At 57.6% G+C, this 25,645-nt stretch carries 21 protein-coding genes; 8 read left to right on the top strand and 13 right to left on the bottom strand.

All coding sequences use genetic code 11. The features are described from left to right. Positions 1-728 precede the first annotated feature (728 nt). A complete protein-coding gene (locus tag KDX30_RS22855; RefSeq protein ID WP_231677578.1) occupies positions 729-1,898 on the bottom strand; it encodes a PilT/PilU family type 4a pilus ATPase in 1,170 nt (389 codons plus the stop codon). A gap of 237 nt (positions 1,899-2,135) precedes the next feature. Between KDX30_RS22855 and KDX30_RS22850 the strand changes: the two genes are divergently transcribed. Beyond that, entirely contained in the window at positions 2,136-2,411 is a 276-nt protein-coding gene (locus KDX30_RS22850; protein ID WP_017133756.1) for a peptidylprolyl isomerase, read from the top strand. 148 nt (positions 2,412-2,559) lie between these two features. On the opposite strand, the gene KDX30_RS22845 is transcribed toward KDX30_RS22850, so the two are convergent. From KDX30_RS22845 to KDX30_RS22830, 4 genes are all read right to left on the bottom strand, one after another. Beyond that, positions 2,560-3,504 carry a 2-dehydro-3-deoxygluconokinase gene (locus tag KDX30_RS22845; RefSeq protein ID WP_231677577.1) on the bottom strand — a complete coding sequence of 315 codons (945 nt, stop codon included), beginning with the start codon at positions 3,502-3,504 and terminating at the stop codon, positions 2,560-2,562. A gap of 17 nt (positions 3,505-3,521) precedes the next feature. Beyond that, positions 3,522-4,727, bottom strand: coding sequence for an amino acid deaminase (locus tag KDX30_RS22840; protein ID WP_231677576.1), 1,206 nt, complete (start codon positions 4,725-4,727; stop codon positions 3,522-3,524). 16 nt (positions 4,728-4,743) lie between these two features. Beyond that, positions 4,744-5,508, bottom strand: coding sequence for an IclR family transcriptional regulator (locus KDX30_RS22835; protein ID WP_231677575.1), 765 nt, complete (start codon positions 5,506-5,508; stop codon positions 4,744-4,746). A 152-nt stretch (positions 5,509-5,660) separates the two neighbouring features. Beyond that, a complete protein-coding gene (locus KDX30_RS22830) occupies positions 5,661-6,050 on the bottom strand; it encodes a RidA family protein (RefSeq protein WP_027899441.1) in 390 nt (129 codons plus the stop codon). Between the two features lie 309 nt (positions 6,051-6,359). Here KDX30_RS22830 and KDX30_RS22825 point away from each other — a divergent pair, with 309 nt between their 5' ends. Both KDX30_RS22825 and KDX30_RS22820 read left to right on the top strand, forming a co-directional pair. Further along, positions 6,360-6,689: a DUF6388 family protein gene (locus KDX30_RS22825; protein WP_231677574.1), complete on the top strand. Its 330-nt coding sequence runs from the start codon at positions 6,360-6,362 to the stop codon at positions 6,687-6,689. Between the two features lie 100 nt (positions 6,690-6,789). Continuing rightward, positions 6,790-7,119 carry a hypothetical protein gene (locus KDX30_RS22820; RefSeq protein ID WP_049826835.1) on the top strand — a complete coding sequence of 110 codons (330 nt, stop codon included), beginning with the start codon at positions 6,790-6,792 and terminating at the stop codon, positions 7,117-7,119. Between the two features lie 69 nt (positions 7,120-7,188). Here the strand turns inward: KDX30_RS22820 and KDX30_RS22815 are convergent, their stop codons facing one another. Together KDX30_RS22815 and KDX30_RS22810 are read right to left on the bottom strand one after the other, a co-directional pair. Continuing rightward, a complete protein-coding gene (locus tag KDX30_RS22815) occupies positions 7,189-7,533 on the bottom strand; it encodes a 2-oxoacid ferredoxin oxidoreductase (RefSeq protein ID WP_231677573.1) in 345 nt (114 codons plus the stop codon). A gap of 81 nt (positions 7,534-7,614) precedes the next feature. Continuing rightward, a complete protein-coding gene (locus KDX30_RS22810) occupies positions 7,615-8,058 on the bottom strand; it encodes a hemerythrin domain-containing protein (protein WP_099268926.1) in 444 nt (147 codons plus the stop codon). 434 nt (positions 8,059-8,492) lie between these two features. On the opposite strand from KDX30_RS22810, the gene KDX30_RS22805 reads away from it, so the two are divergent. Further along, positions 8,493-10,079: an ABC-F family ATPase gene (locus KDX30_RS22805; RefSeq protein ID WP_099268846.1), complete on the top strand. Its 1,587-nt coding sequence runs from the start codon at positions 8,493-8,495 to the stop codon at positions 10,077-10,079. A 211-nt stretch (positions 10,080-10,290) separates the two neighbouring features. Here KDX30_RS22805 and KDX30_RS22800 read toward each other — a convergent pair whose 3' ends face one another. Then, positions 10,291-11,418: a lactonase family protein gene (locus tag KDX30_RS22800; RefSeq protein WP_231677572.1), complete on the bottom strand. Its 1,128-nt coding sequence runs from the start codon at positions 11,416-11,418 to the stop codon at positions 10,291-10,293. Positions 11,419-11,591: 173 nt separating this feature from the next. Here KDX30_RS22800 and KDX30_RS22795 point away from each other — a divergent pair, with 173 nt between their 5' ends. After that, positions 11,592-12,803, top strand: a complete 1,212-nt coding sequence (locus KDX30_RS22795) for an MFS transporter (RefSeq protein WP_231677571.1) — start codon at positions 11,592-11,594, stop codon at positions 12,801-12,803. Between the two features lie 106 nt (positions 12,804-12,909). Then, positions 12,910-13,668 (top strand): endonuclease/exonuclease/phosphatase family protein, encoded by a 759-nt coding sequence (locus tag KDX30_RS22790; protein ID WP_049827046.1) that lies wholly within the window; start codon positions 12,910-12,912, stop codon positions 13,666-13,668. Between the two features lie 574 nt (positions 13,669-14,242). Here KDX30_RS22790 and glgB read toward each other — a convergent pair. From glgB to KDX30_RS22775, 3 genes are read right to left on the bottom strand one after another with little or no spacing between them, the layout of a single operon-like run. Continuing rightward, positions 14,243-16,474: a 1,4-alpha-glucan branching protein GlgB gene (gene glgB, locus KDX30_RS22785; RefSeq protein ID WP_231677570.1), complete on the bottom strand. Its 2,232-nt coding sequence runs from the start codon at positions 16,472-16,474 to the stop codon at positions 14,243-14,245. Beyond that, on the bottom strand, positions 16,474-19,797 hold the full coding sequence (gene treS / locus KDX30_RS22780; RefSeq protein ID WP_231677569.1) for a maltose alpha-D-glucosyltransferase: 3,324 nt from the start codon (positions 19,795-19,797) through the stop codon (positions 16,474-16,476). Before treS ends, glgB begins: the two co-directional genes overlap by 1 nt. A 12-nt stretch (positions 19,798-19,809) precedes the next feature. Further along, on the bottom strand, positions 19,810-21,837 hold the full coding sequence (locus KDX30_RS22775; protein WP_231677568.1) for an alpha-1,4-glucan--maltose-1-phosphate maltosyltransferase: 2,028 nt from the start codon (positions 21,835-21,837) through the stop codon (positions 19,810-19,812). 347 nt (positions 21,838-22,184) lie between these two features. Here KDX30_RS22775 and KDX30_RS22770 point away from each other — a divergent pair, with 347 nt between their 5' ends. Beyond that, a complete protein-coding gene (locus KDX30_RS22770; RefSeq protein ID WP_164581897.1) occupies positions 22,185-22,361 on the top strand; it encodes a hypothetical protein in 177 nt (58 codons plus the stop codon). Positions 22,362-22,370: 9 nt separating this feature from the next. Here KDX30_RS22770 and KDX30_RS22765 read toward each other — a convergent pair whose 3' ends face one another. After that, positions 22,371-22,901, bottom strand: a complete 531-nt coding sequence (locus KDX30_RS22765; protein ID WP_099268840.1) for an MgtC/SapB family protein — start codon at positions 22,899-22,901, stop codon at positions 22,371-22,373. Positions 22,902-23,254: 353 nt separating this feature from the next. On the opposite strand from KDX30_RS22765, the gene mapR reads away from it, so the two are divergent. Then, entirely contained in the window at positions 23,255-24,685 is a 1,431-nt protein-coding gene (gene mapR / locus KDX30_RS22760; RefSeq protein WP_231677579.1) for a GntR family transcriptional regulator MpaR, read from the top strand. A 5-nt stretch (positions 24,686-24,690) separates the two neighbouring features. On the opposite strand, the gene KDX30_RS22755 is transcribed toward mapR, so the two are convergent. Beyond that, positions 24,691-25,437, bottom strand: coding sequence for an SDR family oxidoreductase (locus KDX30_RS22755; RefSeq protein ID WP_099268839.1), 747 nt, complete (start codon positions 25,435-25,437; stop codon positions 24,691-24,693). Positions 25,438-25,645: the final 208 nt, after the last annotated feature.

The raw sequence follows: 25,645 nt of genomic DNA, 5'->3' as shown, positions 1-25,645 counted from the left end.
GCCAGCACATAACCCTGTGGGAGCTGGGCTTGCCCGCGATAAAGGCAACTCGGTTCCACTGCAAAATCGCGGCGTCTGCATCGCGGTCAAGCCCGGCTCCCACAGGAGTAAACGATCCCCTGTCAAAGCAACGCTAGCCGCGACAGTTGACTTCAGAGAAGCTATCGCGCTGCCAGCACACAACCCTGTGGGAGCTGGGCTTGCCCGCGATAAAATCAACTCGGTTCAACGGCAGAGTCGCGGCGTCTGCATCGCGGGCAAGCCCGCCTCCCACAGGAGAAAATGATCGCCTGTCAAAGCAACGCTGGCCGCGACAGCTGACTTCAGAGAAGCTATCTCGCTGCCAGCACACAACCCTGTGGGAGCTGGGCTTGCCCGCGATAAAGGCAACTCGGTTCCACTGCAAAATCGCGGCGTCTGCATCGCGGGCAAGCCCGGCTCCCACAGGAGAAAACGATCGCTTGTCAAAGCAACGCTGGCCGCGACAGTTGACTTCAGAGAAGCTATCTCGCTGCCAGCACATAACCCTGTGGGAGCTAGGCTTGCCCGCGATAAAGGCAACTCGGTTCCACTGCAAAATCGCGGCGTCTGCATCGCGGGCGAGCCCGGCGCCCACAGGAGAAAACGATCGCCTGTCAAAGCAACGCTGGCCGCGACAGTTGACTTCAGAGAAGCTATCTCTCTGCCAGCACATAACCCTGTGGGAGCTGGGCTTGCCCGGTATTAAATCAGTTCTGCCCACCCTCATCGCGCTCATCCACCAACCCCCAATCCGACACGTTCACGCTGGAGGTACCGACAGGAGCGCTCGGCGCGGCGATGGGGTTGGCCGTCACGCCTTCACCATGCAGCTTGAGGCGCAGGCGGAGGTTGTTCTGGGAATCGGCGTATTTGAGCGCTTCCTCTTCGCTGATCACACCAGCTACGGCCAGATCGAACAGCGCGCTGTCGAAGGTCTGCATACCGAGATTTCCGGACTTTTCCATGATGCCTTTGAGTTCAGTCAACTCATTGCGCTGAATCAGGTCGCGAATGGTCGGCGTGCCCATCATGACCTCCACGGCCGCCCTGCGGTTGCCATCCAGAGTCTTGACCAGACGCTGGGAAACGAACGCTTTGAGGTTGTTGCCCAAGTCCTGCAGCAGTTGCTGGCGTCGTTCTTCCGGGAAGAAGTTGATAATTCGGTCCAGCGCCTGATTGGCGTTGTTGGCGTGCAGTGTGGAAAGGCACAAGTGTCCGGTATCGGCGAAGGCCAGCGCATGTTCCATGGTTTCCCGATCGCGGATTTCACCGATCAGGATGACATCCGGTGCCTGGCGCAGAGTGTTCTTCAACGCGGCGCGAAAACTGCGGGTATCAACCCCGACCTCGCGCTGGTTGACGATCGACTTCTTGTGCCGGTGAATGAATTCCACCGGGTCTTCAATGGTAATGATGTGCCCGCTGGCATTGCGGTTGCGATGATCGATCAGCGCCGCCAGTGAGGTGGATTTGCCTGAACCGGTCGCGCCCACAAACAGCACCAGGCCATGCTTCTCCATGATCACGTCGAGCAGCACCGGAGGAAGGTGCAGGTCTTCGAAGCGCGGGATATCCAGCTTGATGTTTCGCGCCACGATCGATACTTCGTTGCGCTGCATGAAGATATTGATACGGAAACGCCCGATCCCTGCCATGGACACCGCGAGGTTCATCTCAAGATCTCGATGGAAATCCCGCTTCTGCTCGGCATCCATCAACCCGTCGGCAACCAGAGCCACCTGACCAGGCTTGAGGGACTCAGTGCCCAACGGCTTGAGCACGCCATTGAACTTGGCGCAGGGCGGTGCCCCAGTAGAAAGATAAAGGTCCGATCCATCCTGACTGGCCAGAGTCTTCAACAACGCCGGGAAATCCATAAGCAACACCGCACAAATGATTTGACTGAAAGAGGCCGCCTCTCGTGCGACGTTCAACCGGATCACGATCCGGGATGAGTGCGCATAGCTTGGCGGTAGAACACCTCGGTACGCAATGATTGATCAGGCTGCTTGTGCAACAGAGCGCGTATTTTTTGTCATTAGGGGCAGTACCTGGAAACAAGGTCTGCCTGCTGTGTGATAATACCCGCCGTTTTTTCTTCAGGCCCCTGCCCCATGAAAGCCCAAGCACGCCACATTCTGGTGAAAACCGCCGAAGAGGCCGAACAACTCAAACAGCGCATCGCCAAGGGCGAAGCATTTGATGTGTTGGCCAAGAAGCACTCGACCTGCCCCTCGGGCAAACGCGGTGGCGACCTGGGCGAAGTCCGCCCTGGGCAGATGGTGGGCGCGATTGATCAGGTGATCTTCAAAAAGCCGCTGCGCACGGTGCATGGCCCGATCAAGAGCAAGTTTGGTTATCACCTGGTTCAGGTGTTTTATCGGGATTGAGTTTTTTTAAATCCTCACAAGCATCAGGACAGAAATGCTTTCCTGTGGGAGCCGAGCTTGCTCGCGATAAGGGCGCTGCATTTATCAGGCACTTTATCGCGAGCAGCTCGGCTCCCACAGGTTGCACAAGACGCGACAGCGGAATCACCTACAACCCCGGCATCACACTCCTGGGAATCAAAGCCCCCGGATGCTGAATCACCACACTCGCCAGACGATGTCCGGCTTCGGCGGCCTGCACCGGGCTGCCGCCTCGCAGGCGCATTGACAGATAAGCCGCACTGAACGAATCACCCGCCGCAGTGCTGTCGATCACTCGCTCAACACGTCGAGCAGGAATTTCAAAGCGTTCACCGCCCGACTCAACAAGACAGCTCTGCGAGCCTCGCTTGACGACGACTTCGCTGATGCCCAGTTCGCGGTAGGCGCTCAACAATTGCTCGCTGTCGGTATAGCCAAACAGTGCCTGCTCGTCGTCCTCGGTAAGCAACGCCACGTCGACGTGGGCCAGACACGCACGATACGCCTCGCGTGCCTGTTCACCCGATGCCCAGAGACGTGGCCGGTAATTGTTGTCGAAGGCCACCCTGGCACCTGAAGCACGCGCTTGAGCCAGCGCTGAGAACAGACGTTGCCGCCCCTGCTCGCCCAGCACCGCCAAAGTGATCCCGCTCAGGTAAAGAAGGTCATAGTCCGGCAATGCCCCAAGAATCTTTTCAGCGTCCGGAGTGTTGAAACAGTCACGCACCGCAGCTTCGTTGCGCCAATACAGGAAACGACGCTCGCCACTGGCGTCAGTCTGAATGCAGTACAACCCTGGTAACCGCCCAGACAGACGCTGCACCTTGCTCAGCCCAATGCCCTCCTGCGCCCAGCCTTGGCACATTGCATCACTGAAACTGTCATCGCCCAGCGCGGTGACATAATCCACCTGTGCGCTGCTGCCCAATTGGCGGGTCATATAAACCGCCGTGTTGAGCGTATCGCCGCCGAAGCTCTGTTGCAGTGCGCCGCTGGCATGCTGTTGCAGCTCGATCATGCATTCGCCGATCAGGGCGATCCGTGGGTGACTATGGCTGATCAGCTCACTCATTGAGTGCGACTCCCGAACTAGAAATACGTGTCGAAACTTTCAATGACTTGCAGGTTTTCATCCACCAGACAGCCACTGCGCCACTTGTCGAACGTAAGGCACGGGTGGGAGGAACCGAACGCAATGATGTCGCCGACTTTTAGCTCACATCCCGGCGCGACGGTCATGAATGCGTGTTGATCCATCACGGCTGTCACCTTGCAGGCGCTGACGTCCACGCCTTGCGCCGGTACAACACCGGGCTTGTAGCAGAGCAATGGACTTGGCAAGCCCGCGTCATAGGCAACATCGCGTTTGCCCATGGCAATCACGGCGAAGCCAGGCTCTGGCATCGATTGCACGTGAGCCCAGACTTCCATTGCGGGGCGCAGGCCTTCGTGCAAATCACTGCGGCGATCCAGCACACAGCATTGCGCGTCCTTATAGATGCCGTGGTCATGCACGACATAGCTGCCGGGACGCAAAACACCGAGGAATCGCTCACGCACCTGACGCTCGTCGAAAGCTTCGGCGATCAAGTCGTACCAGGCCGAACCCGACGCTGTGACGATGGGCCGCTCCAGCGCAAATGCTCCACGATCCTGCAGATCCACCGCCAGACGCACCAGCGAGGCCGCGAAAGCACGAATGCCGCTTTCAGCCTGATCGCCGTGAATCACGCCTTCGTAGCCTTCAATGCCTGTTAGCGCCAGGGCCGGTTGTGCGGCGATCGCCTCGGCCAGTTCCAGGACTTGTTGCTCGGTACGGCAACCGCAACGCCCCCCCACTACGCCGTATTCGATCATCACGTTCAGGCGCAAACCGCGGGCCGCAAAAAATTCGCCCAGTGCCGCCACGTTATCCGGATGGTCGACCATGCAATGGAAGTCGAACATAGAGTCCCCGAGCATCTCGGCGATCAACGCCATGTTTGCATTGCCGACCAATTGGTTGGCCATCAAGACCCGACGAACCCCGTGTGCATAGGCAGCCCGGGTCTGAACCGCCGTAGCCAGCGTCAGCCCCCAGGCGCCCTCTTCCAGTTGCCGCCGAAACAGCGCCGGAACCATGCTGGTTTTGCCGTGGGGCGCCAGTTCAGCGCCGCTGTTAGTGACGAACGCCTGCATCCACCGGATGTTGTGATCCAGCGCCTGACGATGGATCACCAGCGCGGGCAAACTTACATCACGCACCAGATGATCGCCTGGAGCGGCGGCGCCCTTTTCTACAGCTGCAATAGTCATGGTGGTCTCCCGGATGTTAATCATTGATGCGAGCCGCTAGCCCGTTGGCACTCTCGATCAGCACTCTGCGGTAGTCGGCATAGTGTTTTTTTGCATCGGCTCGCGGAGCAACGATGCACAGCGTTGCAATGCACACGCCATGTTCGTCTTTGACTGGCGCAGCGAAACAATGGGTGAAGGTGTCAGCAACGCTGTCGAAGGAAAAGAAGCCCTCCTCACCCGCCTTGCGGATTTCGCCAAGGAAGGTCTCAATCGGCAGAAGCTGACCGTCGGGCAACACGAAGTCGTCGGCATCGATCAGGTCGACGATTTCCTGATCGCTCAGGTGGCACAGGAGCAAACGCCCGGAAGCCGTCCACGGAATCGGCGCGTTTTCGCCGATGTTGGAGGAAATGCGGAAGTGTCGCTCACCCTCTTTCATTAACGCGACGGTGTACTTGCGGCCATTGAGCAGACACATCTGCGCGGTTTCGCGGGTCTGGCTGACGACATCGCCCAGGCAGACTTGCGCCTCGCGGGTGAAGTCGAAATGACGCAAGTGAGCCTGACCGAGAAAGTACAACTGACGCCCCAGGTAGACATGCCCATCCTTGCCCACGGACTCCAGGATGCGTCGCTCCAGCAGCGAACCGACCAGTTCATAAACCGTCGATTTGGGGCCGCCGATACCGTTGGCGATCTCGTTGGGGCGCATGGGCTTGCCCTGCTCCTTGAGAAAGTCGAGGATATCGAACGCCCGATCGAGCCCGCGGGCCCGGCGTTTGATGGTGTCTTCGGTCATGTCTGGAAACCCTTGCGTACTTATGTAGGAGCTGCCGAAGGCTGCGAAGCGTTCACCCTGACACCGCCATCGCAGCCTTCGGCAGCTCCTACCCATTCAATATTTGCCGCGAGATAGCGCGGTGTCATGGACACCGGGATAGCTCCTCTAGATCAGGCCTTTTTCTTGTACGCCACGCAGTCAATCTCGACCTTGCAGTCAACCATCATGCTTGCCTGCACGCAGGCACGCGCCGGGGCATGTTCGGGTGTGAAGTATTCACCGAACACTTTGTTGAAACTCCAGAAATCCCGCGGATCTTCAAGCCAGACGCCAACCCGGACCACATCTTCAAGACCATAGCCCGCTTCAGTGAGGATCGCGACCAGGTTTTGCAGGGTCTTGTGCGTCTGCTCAACGATGCCGCCTACAATGATTTCGCCGTTTTCTGCGGGCACCTGGCCCGACACATGGAGCCAGCCGTCGGCTTCAACAGCACGAGCGAAAGGACGCGGCTGCCCGCCCCCAGCGACGCTACCTGCGCCATAACGAGTGATGCTCATGAAGGTCTCCTGTAAAAAATACAATCCGAATTAAACCGAATCCTGTAGGAGCTCAGCGAGGTTACGAGGCCAGCGATCAAGGTATGTCTGACACACCGTCATCGCTGGCCTCGTAACCTCGCTGAGCTCCTACAGGGACTGCGTTTTAATGCAAATAAAGTCGTTGGTCTTTCCGCTATATCGGAACACTATCTGAAATAGCGGAAATATGTTTTGAGTGTGCCACAGCACTGGATGGAAAAAAACCAACGAGTATCATCAGTGACGGTCTGTTTGATGACATGCCTGGAAATACACTACGGAGATCCAATGGCTACAGCAGAACATCCCCACACATTAGCGCTGGAAACTTTCCTGTCTCAGCATCCTGAATTGCAGCAGGAACTGGAAAAGCTCAACCCACTGGCCGCGCAGGCTGCTGGTCTGACACGTGAGCAATACCGCGAAGAGTGTTTGCATGAGGCCTTCGAGGCCGAGGCTGAACGCCAGGGTCTGTTTGCCTGGGAGCTGACATTGCAACTGACCGCTGCCAACCCTGAGGAATATCAAAGCCAGCGGCGTGAGGTCCATAAGGAAGTGGCGCAGATGGCCGGTATGGACTGGTTGGAATATTGCGAGTTGAACAAGCTGGAACCTTGAACCTGATCAGCGCGATGTGACCGTTCGTCGCCATCAAGGGCACTCTTGCGAGGGCGTGGCTGACCAATATCAGGTAACGCTCATAAATTGGAGACGTACCATGATGAAGTCAAAGACGACTAACTTTTTGCTCGCAGGCCTGCTTTCACTTTCGTTTGGTTCCGCATTTGCAGCTTCCTCCAGCACAGGTCCGGTAAAACCTGAAACTGGTGGCGTCCAGACTGGTTCGGCAGTGCCGCCTGGTACTCACCCAGCACCGGCGTCGGGCAGCACCAAAAGCGCTGACGCAAATGGTCGAGCCACAGGTTCAGGCGCAGGCAAGTCAACTGATGGCGGCACCACTGGCAGTGCTGTTGGCAAAACTGGCGGTCCTGGCAAGAACGGCCCTAACGGCACCGGTGGCGGTGCTGCTGGCTCCCCCGACAATTGATCGGTGCGAGCGTGAAAAAGCCCGGCTATTGAAGCCGGGCTTTTTTTGCGCTGCACGTTGGGTCAATGCTTACAAACAAGTCGCCAGAGCAGCACCACGACGCTCAGTCGCAAGATTTGAAGACGGCGCGTAATACTGAATCGCACTTGCACCGCCTTGAGGCTGGACATCCGCGAAGAACTCCGCGCCCGTGTTGTAAACAGTGAAGCCCTTTTCACTGGATTGCATGAAAGCATCGGCTTCAGCCCCCATCAGAGCTTCGTCCTGCCACGAATACTCAATGCACTGCGCAACCACAGCCGCAGTTTTCTGACTCGAATACGTCTTGTAAGGGCCAACAGCCCGAGCCTGATTGGATGGCGAGGTGCAACCTGCCAACACCGTCAGAGCGACTGCCGAAATCAGAAATTTCATGACATTCCTTGAACGCGAAAAAAGCGGATTCTACACCGCCCGGCAAAGCGCATGAACAAGACATGCGCCCCGCCCCGGTTTTCACGCTTCGGTAAGCTGCTCTTCGTATTCCTTGACGTACTTGCCAGCCAGGGATTCTTTCTGCTTCTCGTCGAGTAGCTTACCCGCCATCTGAAAGAACTTCTGCTCTTCTTCTTTCAGGTGATGGTGAACCTTCTCGGACAGCTTCTTGGCAGTAGCCAGCCAAGCGGGGCTGGACATCTCGGTCTCATCCAGCGTTTCCATCATCTCGTCCATCTCGTGATGCTCCGAGATCGCGTGGCGACTCAGGTCCACGCCGTTATCGTGTTCCATCAGAGGGATATAAAAGAAGCGCTCTTCGGCGGTTTCATGGGCCTGAAGTTCAGCTTTCAGCTGTTTGTAGGCTTCAACGCGCTCAGCGTTATCACCGCTGGTCTTGACCAGAATGTCGGCATAGTTACGCTGACGGTCATGGCTTTCTCTCAAGGCTTCAAAAATATTCACGGGCTGTACTCCAGGGACAGCTTCCGAATGTGGAAGCGATGGTTACTAGACATCTCCGGGAAAGCGGCAGTTCAGTCCGTGAGCACTGCAAATTTGCTGCTTGCGCTCTGCGTCCTCTAGCCGTTCACTTGCCGGTGTACCCGGTACGCCGCCTCGCGAACAAGTTCGCTCCTACCCGCAGTGAGCGCGATGGATGATTAATCCGGCTTGCCATACAACTGCCACTCACTCTATGCGACAATGCGCGCCAAATTCGGCATGAATCCCGCATTCATTTCCAGTCATCCGACTCTTTACGTCGCAGATGCTGGCTAGATATGGCCCAAAGAATGGCCTCGGCCCGTGATAAAAATCGCCAGGGCAAAGACGGAAACGGGCATCAAATCGGTACCGGCTGCACCCAGCCAACTCCAAGCTATTGAAAGGTAAGGTAATTGATCTCCACAGCGAATATCACCATGCAGTTCGGCGCCAAACCCTTGTTCGAGAACGTCTCGGTCAAGTTTGGTGCCGGTAACCGTTACGGCCTCATCGGCGCCAACGGCTGCGGTAAATCCACCTTCATGAAGATCCTGGGCGGCGATCTGGAGCCTTCTGGTGGGCAAGTGATGCTCGAGCCGAATGTGCGTCTGGGTAAATTGCGTCAGGACCAGTTCGCCTACGAAGAATTTACCGTGATCGATACCGTGATCATGGGCCACGAAGAGCTGTGGAAGGTCAAGGCAGAGCGTGACCGCATCTACTCGATGCCGGAAATGACCGAAGAAGACGGCATGGCTGTCGCCGAACTGGAAACCGAATTCGCGGAAATGGACGGCTATACCGCCGAATCCCGAGCCGGTGAATTGCTGCTGGGTCTGGGTATCGGCATCGAGCAGCACAACGGCCCGATGAGCGAAGTTTCGCCGGGCTGGAAACTGCGCGTGCTGCTGGCTCAGGCACTGTTCTCCGATCCTGAAGTGCTGTTGCTCGACGAACCGACCAACCACCTGGACATCAACACCATTCGCTGGCTGGAAAACATCCTGACCCAGCGTAACAGCCTGATGATCATCATCTCTCACGACCGTCACTTCCTGAACAGCGTGTGCACCCACATGGCTGACCTGGATTACGGCGAGCTGCGCCTGTTCCCGGGCAACTACGACGAGTACATGACCGTGGCGACCCAGTCCCGCGAGCAACTGCTGTCAGACAACGCCAAGAAGAAAGCACAGATTTCCGAGTTGCAATCGTTCGTCAGCCGCTTCTCGGCGAACGCCTCGAAAGCCAAGCAGGCCACCTCCCGCGCCAAGGCAATCGACAAGATCCAGCTGGCCGAAGTCAAGCCTTCGAGCCGTGTCAGCCCGTTCATTCGTTTCGAACAAACCAAGAAGCTGCACCGTCAGGCGGTCATCGTCGAGCGCATGGCTAAAGGCTTCGACGGCAAGCCTCTGTTCAAGGACTTCAGCTTCCAGGTTGAAGCTGGCGAACGCGTGGCGATCATCGGCCCGAACGGTATCGGCAAGACCACCCTGCTTCGCACCCTGGTCAGCGAGCTGACTCCGGACGCCGGTAGCATCAAGTGGACCGACGCGGCAGAACTTGGTTACTACGCTCAGGATCACGCTCACGACTTCGAAAACGATGTCACGCTGTTTGACTGGATGGGCCAGTGGACTCAGGGCGAGCAGATGATCCGCGGGACCTTGGGGCGCATGCTGTTCTCCAACGACGAGATCCAGAAGTCGGTGAAGGTGATTTCCGGTGGTGAGCAAGGCCGTATGTTGTTCGGCAAGCTGATCCTGCAAAAGCCAAACGTACTGATCATGGACGAACCGACCAACCACCTGGACATGGAATCCATTGAAGCGCTGAACCTGGCGCTGGAAAACTATCCGGGCACGTTGATCTTCGTGAGCCACGACCGTGAATTCGTTTCCTCACTGGCCACCCGCATTATCGAGCTGAGCCCGGACGGCGTAACCGACTTCAGCGGCACCTACGATGACTACCTGCGTAGCCAGGGTGTGGTGTTCTGATAAGGCTGCTTAATTTCTGAGCTTGCGAAACCGGTAGGAGCCAACTTGTTGGCGAGGCGGAGTGTCAGGCAGCAAGGCTGTTACTGGAATAGCGCTTCGCGAACAAGTTCGCTCCTACCGGGATAGCACTACAGTTCCGAGGGCTTGCACACAGCTCAAAACGCAAAAAGCCCGGTCAATCTGACCGGGCTTTTTCATTTCCTGCTACGCATTACTTCATCTGCAGCACTTCAATCCACAACGCGCCTTTGCCCGACTCTGCTTCGCTGACGCGCTTCAGTGCGCCTTTGTCGCCTACCTCGTAAACGCCCACCTTGTCGGCTTTTTCACCGGTTACCAGTAACCACTTGCCGTTTGGCGAGAAAGCAATGTTACGTGGCTGTTTCTCTTCCACTGGGTAGTTATCGAGAAAGGTCAGTGCACCGGTTGCACCATCGACCGCGAAGGCCGATACCGAACTGGTGGTGCGCTCAGTCATGAGCAGCAGCTTGCCGTCTGGCGACAAACGCAGATCAGCCGCCCAGATGCGTGGCGTCGGGTCATCCTTCAGGTCGTTGTTGCTCGCATCGCGCACTTCACCATGGGCCAGTTTCAGACGCTCTGGAATGCCGCTGGCCTGGGCGACTTGAGTCAGTGCGCCGGTCTTGTCGTCAATGGAAAACGCAGTGACGGTGCCGCTCATCTCACCATCGACAAACAGAAACTTGCCGTCGCTGGAGAACGCCAGATGCCGTGGGCCGGTTTTGGCCGGCACGCTGACAAAACCAGTGCCTATCGGCGTCAACGCTCCGGTCTTGTCGTCCAGTCGGTATTGCAGCACGTGATCAGCACCGAGGTTGCCGGCGTAAGCAAAGCGGTTGCTCGGATCGGTTCGGACCGAGTGGGCATGCGGGCCGGTTCTGTAGGTCTGAATTTTTTCGTCAGGCTTTTTCGCTTCGTCGATGGCCTGCACGGTAATGGCATCAGCCCCATAAGAAGCCCCCATCAGGAAGCGGCCGCTGCGATCAGTCGACAGATAAGCCAGACTTTCAGCCAGCGGGCCCCGGGACAGTTCAGTCAAGTGCCCGTTTTTGGGGTCAATGCTGAAGCCCATTACCTGAAAAGGTTTGACCCGCAACGCGGCGTACAACACTTTCCCGTCCGGACTGATGGCCATTGGATTGACCATGTCTCCTGCCTTTGTCTGCTCCACCAGGTTCAGCTTCCCGCTGGCTTCATCCAGACTGTATTGGGAAATCATTCCGTCGACAGGGCTTGAGATATAAGCGAAGGTTGACGCATTGGCGTTCATGCTTAATCCGCAGATAACGGCCGCAGCCATGAGAAGAGGTTTGCTCACAGGAGGATCCTTTGTTTTTATGATTGTGGTCAGTCATCCTATGACCACCTGAGAGTTCCAGCAATTACTGTTTTACAAATTGTTGCGCCTTTACATCGTTAGCATGCTTTCATTTGTTTGCGTGCAAGGCCATGATGTGGTCACTCCCTACCGCCTGCCAGCGAAAGAGCCCAATGTCTGCTGCCTCCCCGCCGCCCGTTGCACAGCCCAGTTCCATGACGATCACCCTGCAAATCGTTTCAGTGGTTTTCTACACCTTCGTTGCCTTCCTCTGTATCGGCTTGCCGATCGCGGTGTTGCCCGGTTATGTGCATGACCAGCTAGGCTTCAGCGCAGTCGTTGCGGGCCTTGTGATCGGCTCCCAATACCTGGCCACCCTGCTCAGCCGCCCAACGGCAGGCAAGATATGCGACACCATCGGCACCAAGCTCGCCGTGGTGTACGGCATGTCCGGTATCGCGATCAGCGGCGTTTTGACCCTGGCCGCAGCGCTGCTCGAACACCTGCCTGAAGTCAGCCTGACTATTCTGATCGTCTCCCGGCTGTTCCTGGGGGTCTCGCAAGGCCTGATCGGCGTGGGCAGCATCAGCTGGTGCATCGGCAAGGTGGGTCCGGAGCATACGGCACGGGCGATTTCCTGGAACGGTATCGCCTCCTACGGCGCCATCGCCATCGGCGCGCCGTTGGGCTACCTCATGAGCCATGAGCTGGGCTTCTTCACCCTGGGTATCGCGCTGACGGTGATGGCCTCCCTGTCATTGCTGGTCATTCGTAAACAAACGGCGCCCCCCGTGATCAAGGGCGAGCGGCTGCCCTTCTGGTCGGTGTTTGGCCGGATTGCACCTTACGGGCTGAGTCTGACCCTGGCGTCGATTGGCTACGGCACGATGACTACGTTTATCACCCTGTTTTATGTCAGCCGCGGATGGGAAGGTGCAGCCTGGTGTCTGAGTGTATTCGGTGTGTGCTTCATCGCCGCGCGGCTGTTGTTCATCGGCGCGATCAATCGACTCGGCGGCTTCACCTCGGCCATCCTATGTATGGGCGTCGAAACTCTGGGACTGGTGCTGCTCTGGGTGTCGCCCAACACGACATTCGCCTTGACCGGTGCCGGTCTGACCGGCCTCGGGCTATCGCTGGTTTATCCGGCGCTGGGCGTCGAAGCGATCAAGCAAGTGCCGTCCAGCAGCCGTAGCGCCGGGCTGAGTGCTTACGCCGTGTTCTTTGATCTGGCGCTGGCCATCGCCGGGCCCATCATGGGCGCGATTGCTTTGGGGCTGGGTTATTCGTGGATTTTCTTCTTCGCTTCACTGCTTTCAATTGGCGGGCTGGGCCTGACGGTACTGCTGTCGCGACGCGCGCAGGTCAGGGTTAGCGGGGCATAAAAAAGATGAACTGGAACATCACGCACCAGTCCGATCTACATACCCCGTTTATAGGAGCATCCGCGTGCCCCCTGACCCAGCTGGCGTAAGCGCCGACATCATGGACATGAGTGATATTCCCGATATTCATCGCTTGCGCGTGCTCACGGTGAATACGCACAAAGGCTTCACTGCGCTCAATCGACGTTTCATCCTCCCCGAACTACGCGAAGCCGTGCGCAGCACCAGTGCTGATCTGGTGTTTCTTCAGGAAGTACTGGGTAGCCATGAGCGCCACGCGTCGCGACACGCTGACTGGCCAGAAACGTCACATTACGAGTTCCTCGCTGACAGTATGTGGAGCGACTTCGCTTACGGCCGCAACGCGGTGTACCCCGACGGTCACCACGGTAACGCCATCCTCTCAAAATACCCCATCCTGCAGCATCGCAATCTGGATATTTCCATCACCGGTCCCGAGCGCCGAGGCCTGCTGCACTGCGTGTTGCAAGTGCCCGGCCACGATGAAGTCCATGCGATCTGCGTGCACCTGAGTCTTCTAGAAAGTCATCGGCAATTGCAGCTCGACCTGCTGTGCAAGTTGTTGGATTCCCTGCCCAGTCATGCGCCGGTGATCATCGCGGGGGATTTCAATGATTGGCAACTGCGCGGCAACAAGCGCCTGGCGCGTTGCGAGTATTTGCACGAAGTGTTCGAGCGCCATCACGGCGCGCTGGCAAAATCCTATCCCGCACGCTTCCCGATGCTGCGTCTGGACCGGGTTTACCTGCGCAATGCCAGCAGTCATGAGCCGCGGATTCTAGGTAACAAGCCTTGGACGCACCTCTCTGACCATCTTCCCTTAGCGGTTGAAGTGCATCTGTAACTGCCAACGTCTGAAAATAGGTTGTAGTGCAGCCAGCCCATAACTCTGTGGGAGTCGCCCCGGTGTCCCTGACACCACGCTGTCGCGCAGCAAACACCTACCCTGTAGGAGTGAGCTTGCTCGCGATTCGGCCTGTCAGTCGATGAATATATTGCCTGCACTGGAGCTATCGCGAGCAAGCTCACTCCTACAGTAAAAAGCATTCTAAATCAGATAGTTATATTTTGTTTGATAGGAGCTGGGCTTGCCCGCGATATGGGCAACTAGGTTCACCTGCAACATCGCAGCGTCTGCATCGCGGGCAAGCCCGGCTCCCACAAGTGAAAGCGAGCACCTGCCGAGGCAAAGTTGGCCAACGACGGCATACTTCAGAGGTCGCTATCGCGCAGCCAGCCCATAACCCTGTGGGAGCTGGGCTTGCCCGCGATATGGACGACTCGGTTCAACTGCAAAATCGCAGCGTCTGCATCGCGGGCAAGCCCGGCTCCCACAGGGCTGGATCTCCTGTGAAAGCTGGGCTTGGTCTGGGAGGCATGCCGATGATAAGGGCAGCGCGGTCTTTCAGATTATGCGATTACCCCTCACTCGCCTTAGGCTTGAGAATCAACACCGCCAACGGCGGAAGATTCAGCGAAAGTGACACTGGCTGGCCATGGCTCTTGACCTCGTCCGTGTGCACGCCGCCGCCATTACCCAGGTTCGAACCTGCATACATTTCAGCATCGCTATTGAGCAGCTCAGTCCAGTTGCCGCCGAACGGCACGCCCACGCGATAACCCTCACGCGGTACCGGTGTCAGGTTGGCAACCACCAGCAACGGCTCGCCCTCCTTGCTCCAGCGCATGTACGCAAACACGCTATTGGCAGCGTCATCGCCGATCAACCACTGGAAGCCCATTGGCTCGGTATCACGCTCGTGCAGCGCCTTCTCTTCGCGGTACACACGGTTAAGATCGCTCACCAGCTTTTTCACGCCAATGTGCTCGGCGTACTGCAGCAAGTACCAGTCCAGCTGTTCGTCGTGGTTCCATTCGCGCCACTGACCGAACTCGCAGCCCATGAACAAAAGTTTCTTGCCCGGATGAGTCCACATGAACGTCAGATAAGCGCGCAGGTTGGCGAATTTCTGCCAGCGATCACCCGGCATTTTATCGATCAGCGAATGCTTGCCGTGTACCACTTCATCGTGGGAAATCGGCAGGATGAATTTCTCCGACCAGGCGTACATCAGACCGAAGCTCAGCTCGCCGTGGTGATGGGCGCGATGGATCGGGTCCTGCTGGATGTAATGCAGCGTGTCGTGCATCCAGCCCATGTTCCACTTGTAGGCAAAGCCAAGACCGCCCTGTTGGGTGCTCTGACTGACACCTGGCCATGCGGTGGATTCTTCGGCAATGACCAGCGTACCCGGTGCTTCCAGCGCGACCACGTCATTGAGGTGGCGCAGGAAATCAATAGCTTCGAGGTTTTCACGCCCCCCGAAACGGTTAGGCACCCACTCCCCGGCTTTACGCGAATAATCGCGATACAGCATCGAGGCCACAGCATCCACGCGTAGACCATCGATGTGGTAATGCTTGAGCCAGTGCAGTGCGGACGCCAGCATGAAGCCGTGCACTTCGGTGCGGCCCAGGTTGTAGATCAGCGTGTCCCAGTCCTGATGGAAGCCTTCCTGTGGGTTGGCGTACTCATACAGTGCCGTGCCGTCAAATTGCGCCAGACCGTGGGTGTCGGTAGGAAAGTGTGCAGGCACCCAGTCCAGGATCACACCGATCTCGGCCTGGTGACAGGCATCGACGAACGCAGCGAAATCTTCGGGCGAACCGTAGCGCGACGTCGGGGCAAATTGCGCCAGCAGTTGATAGCCCCACGAACCACCGAACGGATGCTCCATGATCGGCATCAATTCGATATGCGTGAAGCCCAGCTCCTTCACATACGGAATCAGGCGATCTGCCAGCTCACGCCAGTTGTACTGACGCCATTGGCCTTCGTCGTTCTGCTCCATCTGCCAGGAACCGGCGTGCAGCTCGTAGATCGACAACGGCGCGTTGGCGCCGTGACGGTCGCCACGGGATTGCAGCCAGTCGTTGTCGTGCCATTCAAAGTGCAGCGGTGCCGACACTTTGGACGCGGTATCCGGTGGCAGAGTGGTTGCCAACGCCATTGGGTCAGACTTGAGTGGCAGAATCCCGTGAGCGCCCAGAATCTCGAACTTGTAGAGCTCACCCGGTTGCAGTCGGGGAACGAACACTTCCCAGACGCCGGTAGGATGGCGCAAGCGCATTGGGTGACGGCGACCGTCCCAATTGTTGAAGCTGCCGACCACCGAGACGCGTCTGGCGTTAGGTGCCCAAACCGAAAAACGCACCCCTTGAATGCCTTCGGCCGTGGTCACCTGTGCGCCCAGGCAACTGCTCAGATCGCGGTGATTACCCTCGGCAAACAGGTACAAGTCCATCTCGCCCAGCAGCGGGCCAAAGCTGTAAGGGTCTTCAGTGATCTGCTCACCGCCCGCCCAGTTGATCTTCAACAGGTAGGGCTGGACGTCAGGAAAGCGCCCGACAAAAAAGCCCGGCACCTCGCTCATTTCCAGCGCGCCCAGCTCATGCCCGCCTTCACGGGCAAGGACTGTGACGCTCAACGCAGCAGGCAGATAAGCCCGGATGATCTGCCCGTTGGCACCATCGCCATGGGGGCCCAGGATCGAGAAAGGATCACGGTGTTCGGCACGGATCAATGCATCCATGTCTACGGCAGCGGGCATCAGTTGCAGACCCGCACCAGTTTTGTCAGGCGCATTCATCAAGACTCTCCATCAGACAGATTGAGCAGACCACGCAAACCTTGCAACGGCACGGACAACCAGGTCGGGCGGTTTTCAGCTTCGTAGACTACTTCATAAGCGGTTTTTTCCAGAGTGAACAACTCAAGCGCTGCTTTTTCACCCTTGGCGTCTTTCCAGGCATGGGCCAGTCCGGCAGTGGCCGAACCATAACCTTCGATGAAGGCAGCACGGGCCTGGTTCAAATAAGTTTCAGCCACACGGCGGCGCGCCTCAGCGGCCTCCGGCGACGTGTCGACGCTTTGTGCGCTGCGTACGGCCATGGCCGCCGCGTAATCAAAGGAACGCAGCACGCCGCTGACATCCTTGAACGGACTGTATTTGGCACGTCGTTCCTGAACAGAACGCGCCGGCTCACCTTCGAAATCGATCAGGTAAGCGTCGCCTTTGACCACCAATACTTGCCCGAGGTGCAGATCACCGTGAACCCTGATGCGCAGACCGCCCACCGAACGCTTGGCCAACGCTTGCACGTGGGCCAGCACCTTCTTGCGGTTGGTCAGCAAATCACTGACCAGTTGCTGATCCACAGGCTCCAGCGCCGCTTTGTTCTGCTCCAGCAACTTCAGCGCGTGTTCCATTTGAGCAGTGACGCTTTTACCGGAAGCCTGGCTGTCTTTGACACTGGTGACTTCCACAGCAAAGTCCGGGTTGTCGGTGGACGCCGCCAAAACCTGGTGCATCTCACCCAGACGCTTGCCGAGATTGCCCGCGAAATCCTCCAGTTCCAGCAGCGCGTTGTAGTGCTGCTCCTGGCCGGAAATACCGTGGGACATCTCATCGCGAACAGCCCGTTCCAGATTGTTCTGCGTCCATTCCCACGCATCGCCCTGGTTGCTCAGATAACCCTGTGCAATCATCAGCAAGTGATGCTGACCATCGTTGCCGATGCGCACCACGGAGCCCAGCAATGGCGAGATGTATTTGTAACCGGCATGGGTCAGGTAGGCGCCCATCTCCAGCTCCGGATGGATACCCGGGTTGACCCGGCGAATCATTTTCAGCACCAGGCTGCTGCCGACGACCACGGAACTGTTGGACTGCTCGGCCGACAGGTAGCGAACTTCAGATTCACTGCCAAGACCCAGCGGCTTCAGTTGAGAGGTGTGCTCGAAACGCAGCTCCCCTTCACTGCTAGGCAGCACGGTCTGCACTTGCATGCCGTGTACCACCGCACGAATAAAGGTTTCCAGTGTGAATGCATCGGTGACCAAACCCACCTGACGACCTCGACGCACGCGAGCCAGCGCCAACTGCTGAGGCAAGGCGCTGCTGATATCGTCTTCAGCCAGCATGCCAAACGGCAACTGGTAACGTGCGTGATGGTCGCCCGCGGTGACTTCGATTTCGCTCAATAACACCGGATGCGCGGCGTCGCCAAAACGCACCGCATAAGCGATGTGTACTTTGTCGATGGCTTTGTCCTTGGCCGCAAACCAGCGACGCTTGGGCAGGTACTGCGCCAGTGAATTCTGTTCCATCACCGTGCGCAAAGGTTCGTCGAGCAATTCTTCGAGGCGTTTTTTCAGGACCATAGTGGGGAAATCCGGGATGCTTTGCGCAGGTTCCACATGCCAGGAAGGCATCTGGTTTTCTGCAGCCAGCAAGAACCAATAGAAGCCGTAAGGCGGCAACGTCAACAGATAATTCAATTGACCAATGGGCGGAAAGGCACTGCCGCCGAGCATTTCCACGGGCACCGTGCCCGCGTAGGCAGAAAGCTCCAGCTCGGCCGCCTGGGACGCGCTGGACATGTTGGCGACGCACAGAATGATCTCGGTCTTGCCGTCCGCTCCGGTGTACTCACGGGTATAAGCCAGGATGCGTCGGTTACTCGGCGACAGCATTTTCAGCACGCCGCGCCCGAACGCCTTCTGCTGTTTGCGCACTGCCAACATGCGCCGGTTCCAGTTCAGCAGCGAATGCGGATCACTGTTCTGGGTCTCGACGTTGACCGACTGAAAGCCGTACAGCGGGTCCATGATCGGTGGCAGCACCAGGCTCGCCGGATCGGCGCGCGAGAAGCCGCCATTGCGGTCGATGGTCCACTGCATCGGCGTGCGCACCCCGTCCCGGTCACCGAGGTAGATGTTGTCGCCCATGCCAATCTCGTCGCCGTAGTACAACGTCGGCGTACCTGGCATCGACAGCAGCATGCTATTGAGCAGTTCAACGCGGCGGCGATCACGCTGCATCAACGGCGCCAGACGACGACGAATGCCCAGATTGATCCGGGCGCGACGATCCGCGGCGTAGTAATTCCACAGGTAATCACGCTCACGATCGGTGACCATTTCCAGGGTCAATTCATCGTGGTTGCGCAGGAAGATCGCCCACTGGCAGTTGGCCGGAATTTCCGGGGTCTGGCGCAGAATATCTGTAATCGGAAAGCGGTCTTCCTGAGCCAGCGCCATGTACATGCGCGGCATCAACGGGAAGTGAAACGCCATATGACATTCGTCGCCGTTGTCACCCTTGGTGTCGCCAAAATACAGTTGGGTGTCTTCCGGCCACTGGTTGGCCTCTGCCAGGAGCATACGATCCGGATAGTTCGCGTCAATCTCGGCACGAATCTGCTTAAGCACCGTGTGGGTTTCAGGCAGATTTTCGTTGTTGGTGCCATCGCGTTCGATCAGGTACGGAATCGCATCCAGACGCAGGCCATCAATACCCATGTCCAGCCAATAACGCATCACGTCCAGCACTGCTTCCATAACCTGCGGGTTATCGAAGTTCAAATCCGGCTGGTGGGAATAGAAACGGTGCCAGAAATACTGCTCAGCGACCGGATCCCAGGTCCAGTTGGACTTCTCGGTATCGAGAAAAATGATCCGCGTGCCGTCGTACTTGTCGTCCGTATCAGACCAGACATAAAAGTCTCGTGCCTTGGAACCCTTCTTGGCCTTTCGCGCCTTCTGAAACCACGGGTGCTGATCCGAGGTGTGGTTGATTACCAGTTCGGTGATTACCCGCAAGCCGCGTTTATGCGCCTCGGCGATGAATTTCTTCGCGTCAGCCATGGTGCCGTAATCACTGTGCACCCCTTTGTATTCAGCAATGTCATAGCCGTCATCACGCCGCGGCGACGGATAAAACGGCAGCAACCAGATGGTGTTCACGCCCAGTTCGGCGATGTAATCCAGCTTGGAAATAAGCCCTGGAAAGTCACCGATGCCGTCGTTGTTGGAATCGTAAAACGACTTCACATGGACCTGATAGATCACTGCATCTTTGTACCAGAGCGGGTCCTTGATAAAGGCCGCGCTCTTGGGTTTCTTTGCCATGGTCATTCCCTGTTAATTGGACTGGATACGCCAGATGCCGAAAGGCTGGTACGAAGGATCGAGACGCATGAACTGGGTCTTTCCATACCAGGTCCAGCGGTGTCCGGTCATCAAGTCCTCACCGGAAGTGGCCGCATCATCGGGTAAACCCATTTCCCACAGGGGTAATTCGAAATGCGCTTCCTGCGCATTGAATGGATCAAGATTGACGGCAACCAGCACAAAGTTGCTGCCGTCAGCACTGCGTTTGCCGAAGTACAGAATATTGTCATTCCAGGCCGTGTACAGCTTCAGGCCCAGATGGCTTTGCAATGCCGGGTTCTGACGGCGAATGCGATTGAGCTGCGCGATCTCGGCAATGATATTGCCCGGCGCGGTGTAATCCCGAGGGCGCAACTGGTACTTCTCGGAATCCAGATACTCTTCCTTGCCCGGCACTGGCGCCGACTCACACAATTCGAAGCCGGAATACATGCCCCACAGACCCGAACCCATGGTTGCCAACGCAGCGCGGATGAGGAATCCGGCACGCCCGGACTCGTGCAAAAAGTGCGGATTGATATCGGGGGTGTTGACGAAGAAATTCGGCCGGTAGCAATCACGCCAAGGGGCCTGGTTAAGCTCGGTGAAGTACTCCGACAGCTCGGCCTTGGTGTTGCGCCAGGTGAAATAAGTGTAGCTCTGGGAATAACCGACCTTGCCCAACCGAGCCATCATCGCTGGCTTGGTGAAGGCTTCCGCAAGGAACATTACATCCGGATGCTGGCTGCGGACGTCATCAATCATCCACTGCCAGAATGGCAAAGGCTTGGTATGGGGATTGTCGACACGGAAGATTTTCACACCCTCCTCGACCCAGCCCAACACGACATCGCGCAATTCCAGCCACAGGCTCGGAATCGCATCAGGCGCATAGAAATCGACGTTAACGATGTCCTGGTACTTCTTCGGCGGATTCTCCGCGTAGCGGATAGTGCCGTCCGGACGCCAGGTGAACCAGCCCGGATGCTGCTTGAGCCACGGGTGGTCCTGAGAGCACTGAATGGCGAAATCAAGGGCGATTTCCAGACCGTGCTCGGCCGCAGCAGCCACCAGATTGCGGAAATCCTCGCGGCTGCCCAGTTGTGGGTGTATCGCGTCATGGCCGCCGTCTTCACTGCCGATGGCATACGGACTGCCGGGATCATCCGGACCAGCCGTCAGGGAGTTGTTAGGACCTTTACGATGGGAACGACCGATGGGATGAATCGGCGGGAAATACAGCACATCAAAGCCCATGTCCCGAATTGTCGGCAACCGGCTGTGCACATCATTAAAGGTGCCGTGGCGTTCGGGATCATCAGTAATCGAACGCGGGAATAGCTCGTACCAACTGGCAAATTGCGCCAGCTCACGCTCCACCTCCAGCGGGAACTCAATGCTGCGACTGAGGAACGCATGGTTGTCGGCCTGACTCATCAGCGCCGACGTTTCGCTGTTCAACAGCAACGCCACGCGGGCTTCGGGTTCAGCTTTTTCCAGCTCGCCCAAGACACCCAGAATTTGCGCCTTGAGCTCGCCGGAACTACGTTCGGCAGCGTGCTCAAGGTGAATACGGCCTTCAGTCAATTCCAGCTCGATGGAAACGCCCGCGCCAAACTTCTTCTCAAGCTCATAGCGATAACTGGCGAACTGATCGATCCACGCTTCGAGACGGAAAATGTACCGGCTGACGCTGGTCGGCGTGAACTCACCGGTCCAGCTGTCATTGCCCAGTTCCTGCATGGGCGCGCTGTGCCAAGTGTCCTCGGTGACAGAACGCCAACGGATATGTACGGCCATTTTGTCGTGGCCGTCTGCATACACTTTGCTGGTCACTGTCACGGGTTGACCAATAATGCCTTTGACAGCAAACAACCCACCCTCAATAACCGGAGTCGTGTCTTCAATCACGATCCGCGGCAGCTGAAGGGCTTGGGTCAAAGGTAGAGGTCGAGTCGGGTTGGAAACATCACGGGCCAGGGAATCCGGGCCGTACGGCTGATCAGCGGTCACATTCATCGAGCATCACTCCTCACGCCCCACGGGGACGCTCCTGTGCAATCCATGCATTGACGATGGTCAGGCCGCCTTACCGCTGGCTACCTGAGCAAGAATTTTTGAGCGGCCACAGTCAACTGACTGAATCCGGCCTACTGGTTTCCGATCGGTCCTGGACGGGAAAAGTTCAAAGAGGTTTGCAGTCGATGCACACATGCCGTGTGTCAGCTTAGACGCAGATCCGGGCCGCGCCTGTTAATCGCTTGAGCCATCCGTGATTACCTGCGGTCCAAAGAGGCGTGTCCAGAAAATGTCATATTGAAAACGCACTTGCCCCTGTGCATTTGCCAAACGTAGAGGTGACGCCAATGAGCATTCCTGTCCCAGCTGAAACCCCCGATCCGATGATCGATGATCCAGCCTTGCCTGAGCCGCCACCCGATCAGGAGCCGCCCTCGACTCCACCCGAGGTAACGCCAGGCCCTATAGGTGACCCGCCACCGAACGAGCCACCGGCTGTGTTGGGCGAGGACTTCCCTGAATAGATTTGCTTATCAGGGTTTTTCCGAACCGTCCTTTTTGTCTGGATTGTCTTCTGCCGGGTCAATCTTGCCGACGACAATGGGCATCAGGTTCAGGATTCCCAACGCCAGGATGGTACTTAATACCGCTGTAGCCTCACGCCCCATCCCCGCCGCGATTCCGATCGCGGCGGTCATCCACAACCCTGCCGACGTGGTCAGGCCCTTGACCTGATCAGTATGTTGCGCGCGGTCCTTTAGGATCGTTCCGGCACCCAGAAAGCCAATCCCCGCGACGATGCCTTGAATGACCCGGCTAAGCGCGGCGTCATCAGCACCCGCCATGTGCGGAGCCAGGACAAATAAAGCCGCCCCCATGGCCACCAGCATGTGCGTACGTACCCCGGCAGCTTTGCCCTTGTGTTCCCGTTCAAACCCCAGAATCCCGCCCAGCAAGGCCGCGAGCGTGAGGCGAACCGTGATCCGGGTCAACTGTGAGGCATCAGTGATATCGGAGAATTCGGATTGCAGCGTTACCCAGACTTCTTGCCACCATGCGGTCATTGTTGCTCCTTGGAATGTGTAGCGGACATATATCGAATCTGTAGGAGCTGCCGAAGGCTGCGATGCGGTGTATCAGGATAATTGCTTCGCAGCCTTCGGCAGCTCCTGGAGAAGGGCATGTCATGCTTCAGGCGCAAATGTCGGCGCGCTGCTGCACGTTCGTCGCAATAGGGTTCAAGTGCAGAAATGGACAGCAGCACTCTGCAAGAGTGCAGCAGTCACCCGCTATCTGATCCGGTTTTTTATCGTTAAGCTGACGCTGTTCTCCATTCCCTCCGCCGCTCACCCTATGGCTATCCGCCAAGCCGTAGATATGAGCGTCCGACATGATCGAACAGAGCCCGCGAGACGCCATGAAGCGCTACGAGAAGTATGCCGATACTATCGCCGAGCTGATCCGGACTGGCGTTCTGGCCCCCGGGCAGCGAGTGCCGTCGGTACGCTATGCGAGCCAGACCCACGGCATCAGCCCGTCAACCGTGTTCCAGGCCTATTACCTGCTGGAGCGCCGCGGGTTGATCAGTGCCCGGCCCCGCTCCGGTTATTTCGTCAACCCAAAGGCGCTGGATCAGCCCGGCCACAGCTTCAATGAGCCGCTGAAGGACGCTCAAGTGGGCGAGTCCACTGAAGTAGATGTCAGCGAACTGGTCTTCTCGGTGCTCAGCTCTATCAAAGACCCGGACACAGTGCCTTTTGGCTCAGCGTTCCCCAGCCCGATGCTGTTTCCCATGCAGCGCTTGTCGCGATCACTGGCCAGCGCCAGCCGGGACATGGACCCGCGGATGGTGGTCACTGACATGTCTCCGGGCCATCCACAACTGCGGCAGCAGATTGCCCTGCGTTACAGGGTTGGCGGGCTGACACTGCCCATGGAAGAACTGCTGATCACCAACGGCGCACTGGAAGCGCTGAACCTTTGCCTGCAGGCCGTCACTGAGCCGGGTGATCTGGTTGCCATCGAAGCGCCGGCTTTTTACGCCTGCTTGCAAGTGCTGGAGCGCCTCAAACTCAAGGCGGTGGAAATTCCGGTCCATCCTCGGGACGGCATTGACCTGGACATCCTCGCGCAGACACTGCAACGACATCCCATCAAGGCCTGCTGGTGCATGACCAGCTTTCAGAACCCCACCGGCGCGCTGGTACCTCAAGCCCGTAAACAAGCGTTGGTAGAGCTGTTGCGCGAACATCAAGTGCCGCTGATTGAAGACGATGTCTATGCGGAACTGTATTACGGTCCTCACGCGCCCAGACCTGCCAAAGCGTTTGATACGGAAGGTCTGGTGTTGCACTGCGGTTCGTTCGCCAAAAGCCTTGCGCCGGGTTACCGGATCGGTTGGGTGGCGGCCGGGCGCTATGCGCAGAAAATCGAACGCCTGAAGCTGATGACATCGCTCTGCGCATCGATGCCCGCCCAGGCGGCAATTGCGGACTACTTGCAGCACGGCGGTTACGACCGGCATTTGCGCAAATTGCGCTACGCCCTTGAGGATCAGCAACGGGCAATGCTGGGTGCCATTGCGCGCTACTTCCCGGCGCAGACCAGAGTCAGTCGGCCAGAGGGCGGCTACTTCCTGTGGCTGGAGCTGCCAGAGCAAGTCGATTCATTGCAGGTATTCAAGACAGCGCTGGCCCAGGGAATCAGCATCGCGCCGGGCCCGATCTTTTCTCCGACCCGACGTTTTCGTCACTGTATTCGCTTGAACTACGGTGGTGCCTGGAACGACGCGTCGGATAAGGCCATGCAGACCCTGGGACGGATCATTCACTCACTGCTTGCGGACTGAACGGATCAGCGACCGCCGCCCAGATCGATGAATGTGCCGGTTGCATACGAAGCTTTTTCCGACAGCAGCCAGACGATGGCTTCAGCAACTTCTTCGGCGACGCCGCCACGGCCCATGGGAATCCCGGACTCCAGTTTGCTGACCCGGTAGGGATCACCGCTCAGGGCGTGGAAGTCAGTGAAAATATAACCCGGTCGAACGGCGTTGACGCGAATGCCCTCGCCTGCCACTTCACGAGCCAGGCCCGTGGTGAAGGTGTCGAGCGCGCCCTTGGAGGCTGCATAGTCGACGTATTCACCGGGGGAGCCAAGACGCGACGCGACCGAGGAGACATTGACGATGCTGCCGCCTTTACCGCCATGCCGCGGGGACATGCGCAGCAGCGCGTGTTTGCTGCACAGGATCGGACCGACCACATTGGTCATCATCATTTTCAGCAAACGGAATTCGGTCAGTTCTTCGACACGAGAGGCATGGGCCACTGTTGCAGCGTTGTTGACCAGATGGGTCACAGGCCCGAACTCGGCATCGACCCGGGCGAACAGGCGAATGATTTCATCTTCATTGCTGACGTCAGCCTGAACGGCCATCACCGAAGCGCCCATGGCCCGGACCTTCTCACAGGTCGTTTCGGCGGCCTGATGATCGGAGTGGTAGTTGATGCAGATTCGATAGCCTTGTGCTGCGGCAAGCAATGCAGTGGCGGCACCGATACCTCGTGAGCCACCGGTGATGATGAGAACTTTATCCATAAATGTCTCCTGTAGAGGTACGCATGACGCTGATCAAACGAAACTCAGTACTCTGAATTGAAATGCATTTGCCGTGAGAGCTGACACGGCGCTGCATTGAGGCAGCCATTGGCCTGTAGGAGTGAGCTTGCTCGCGATGGCGTCAGTTAAAGCGATAAATTCGTTAACCATGAAATCGAATCGCGAGCAAGCTCACTCCTACAGGGTC

It is taken from the genome of Pseudomonas quasicaspiana (genome assembly GCF_021147825.1).
Taxonomy (GTDB): Bacteria; Pseudomonadota; Gammaproteobacteria; order Pseudomonadales; family Pseudomonadaceae; genus Aquipseudomonas; species Aquipseudomonas quasicaspiana.
Note: the sequence above shows the minus strand (reverse complement) of the source record. Positions and strands in the feature narration are given on the sequence as shown.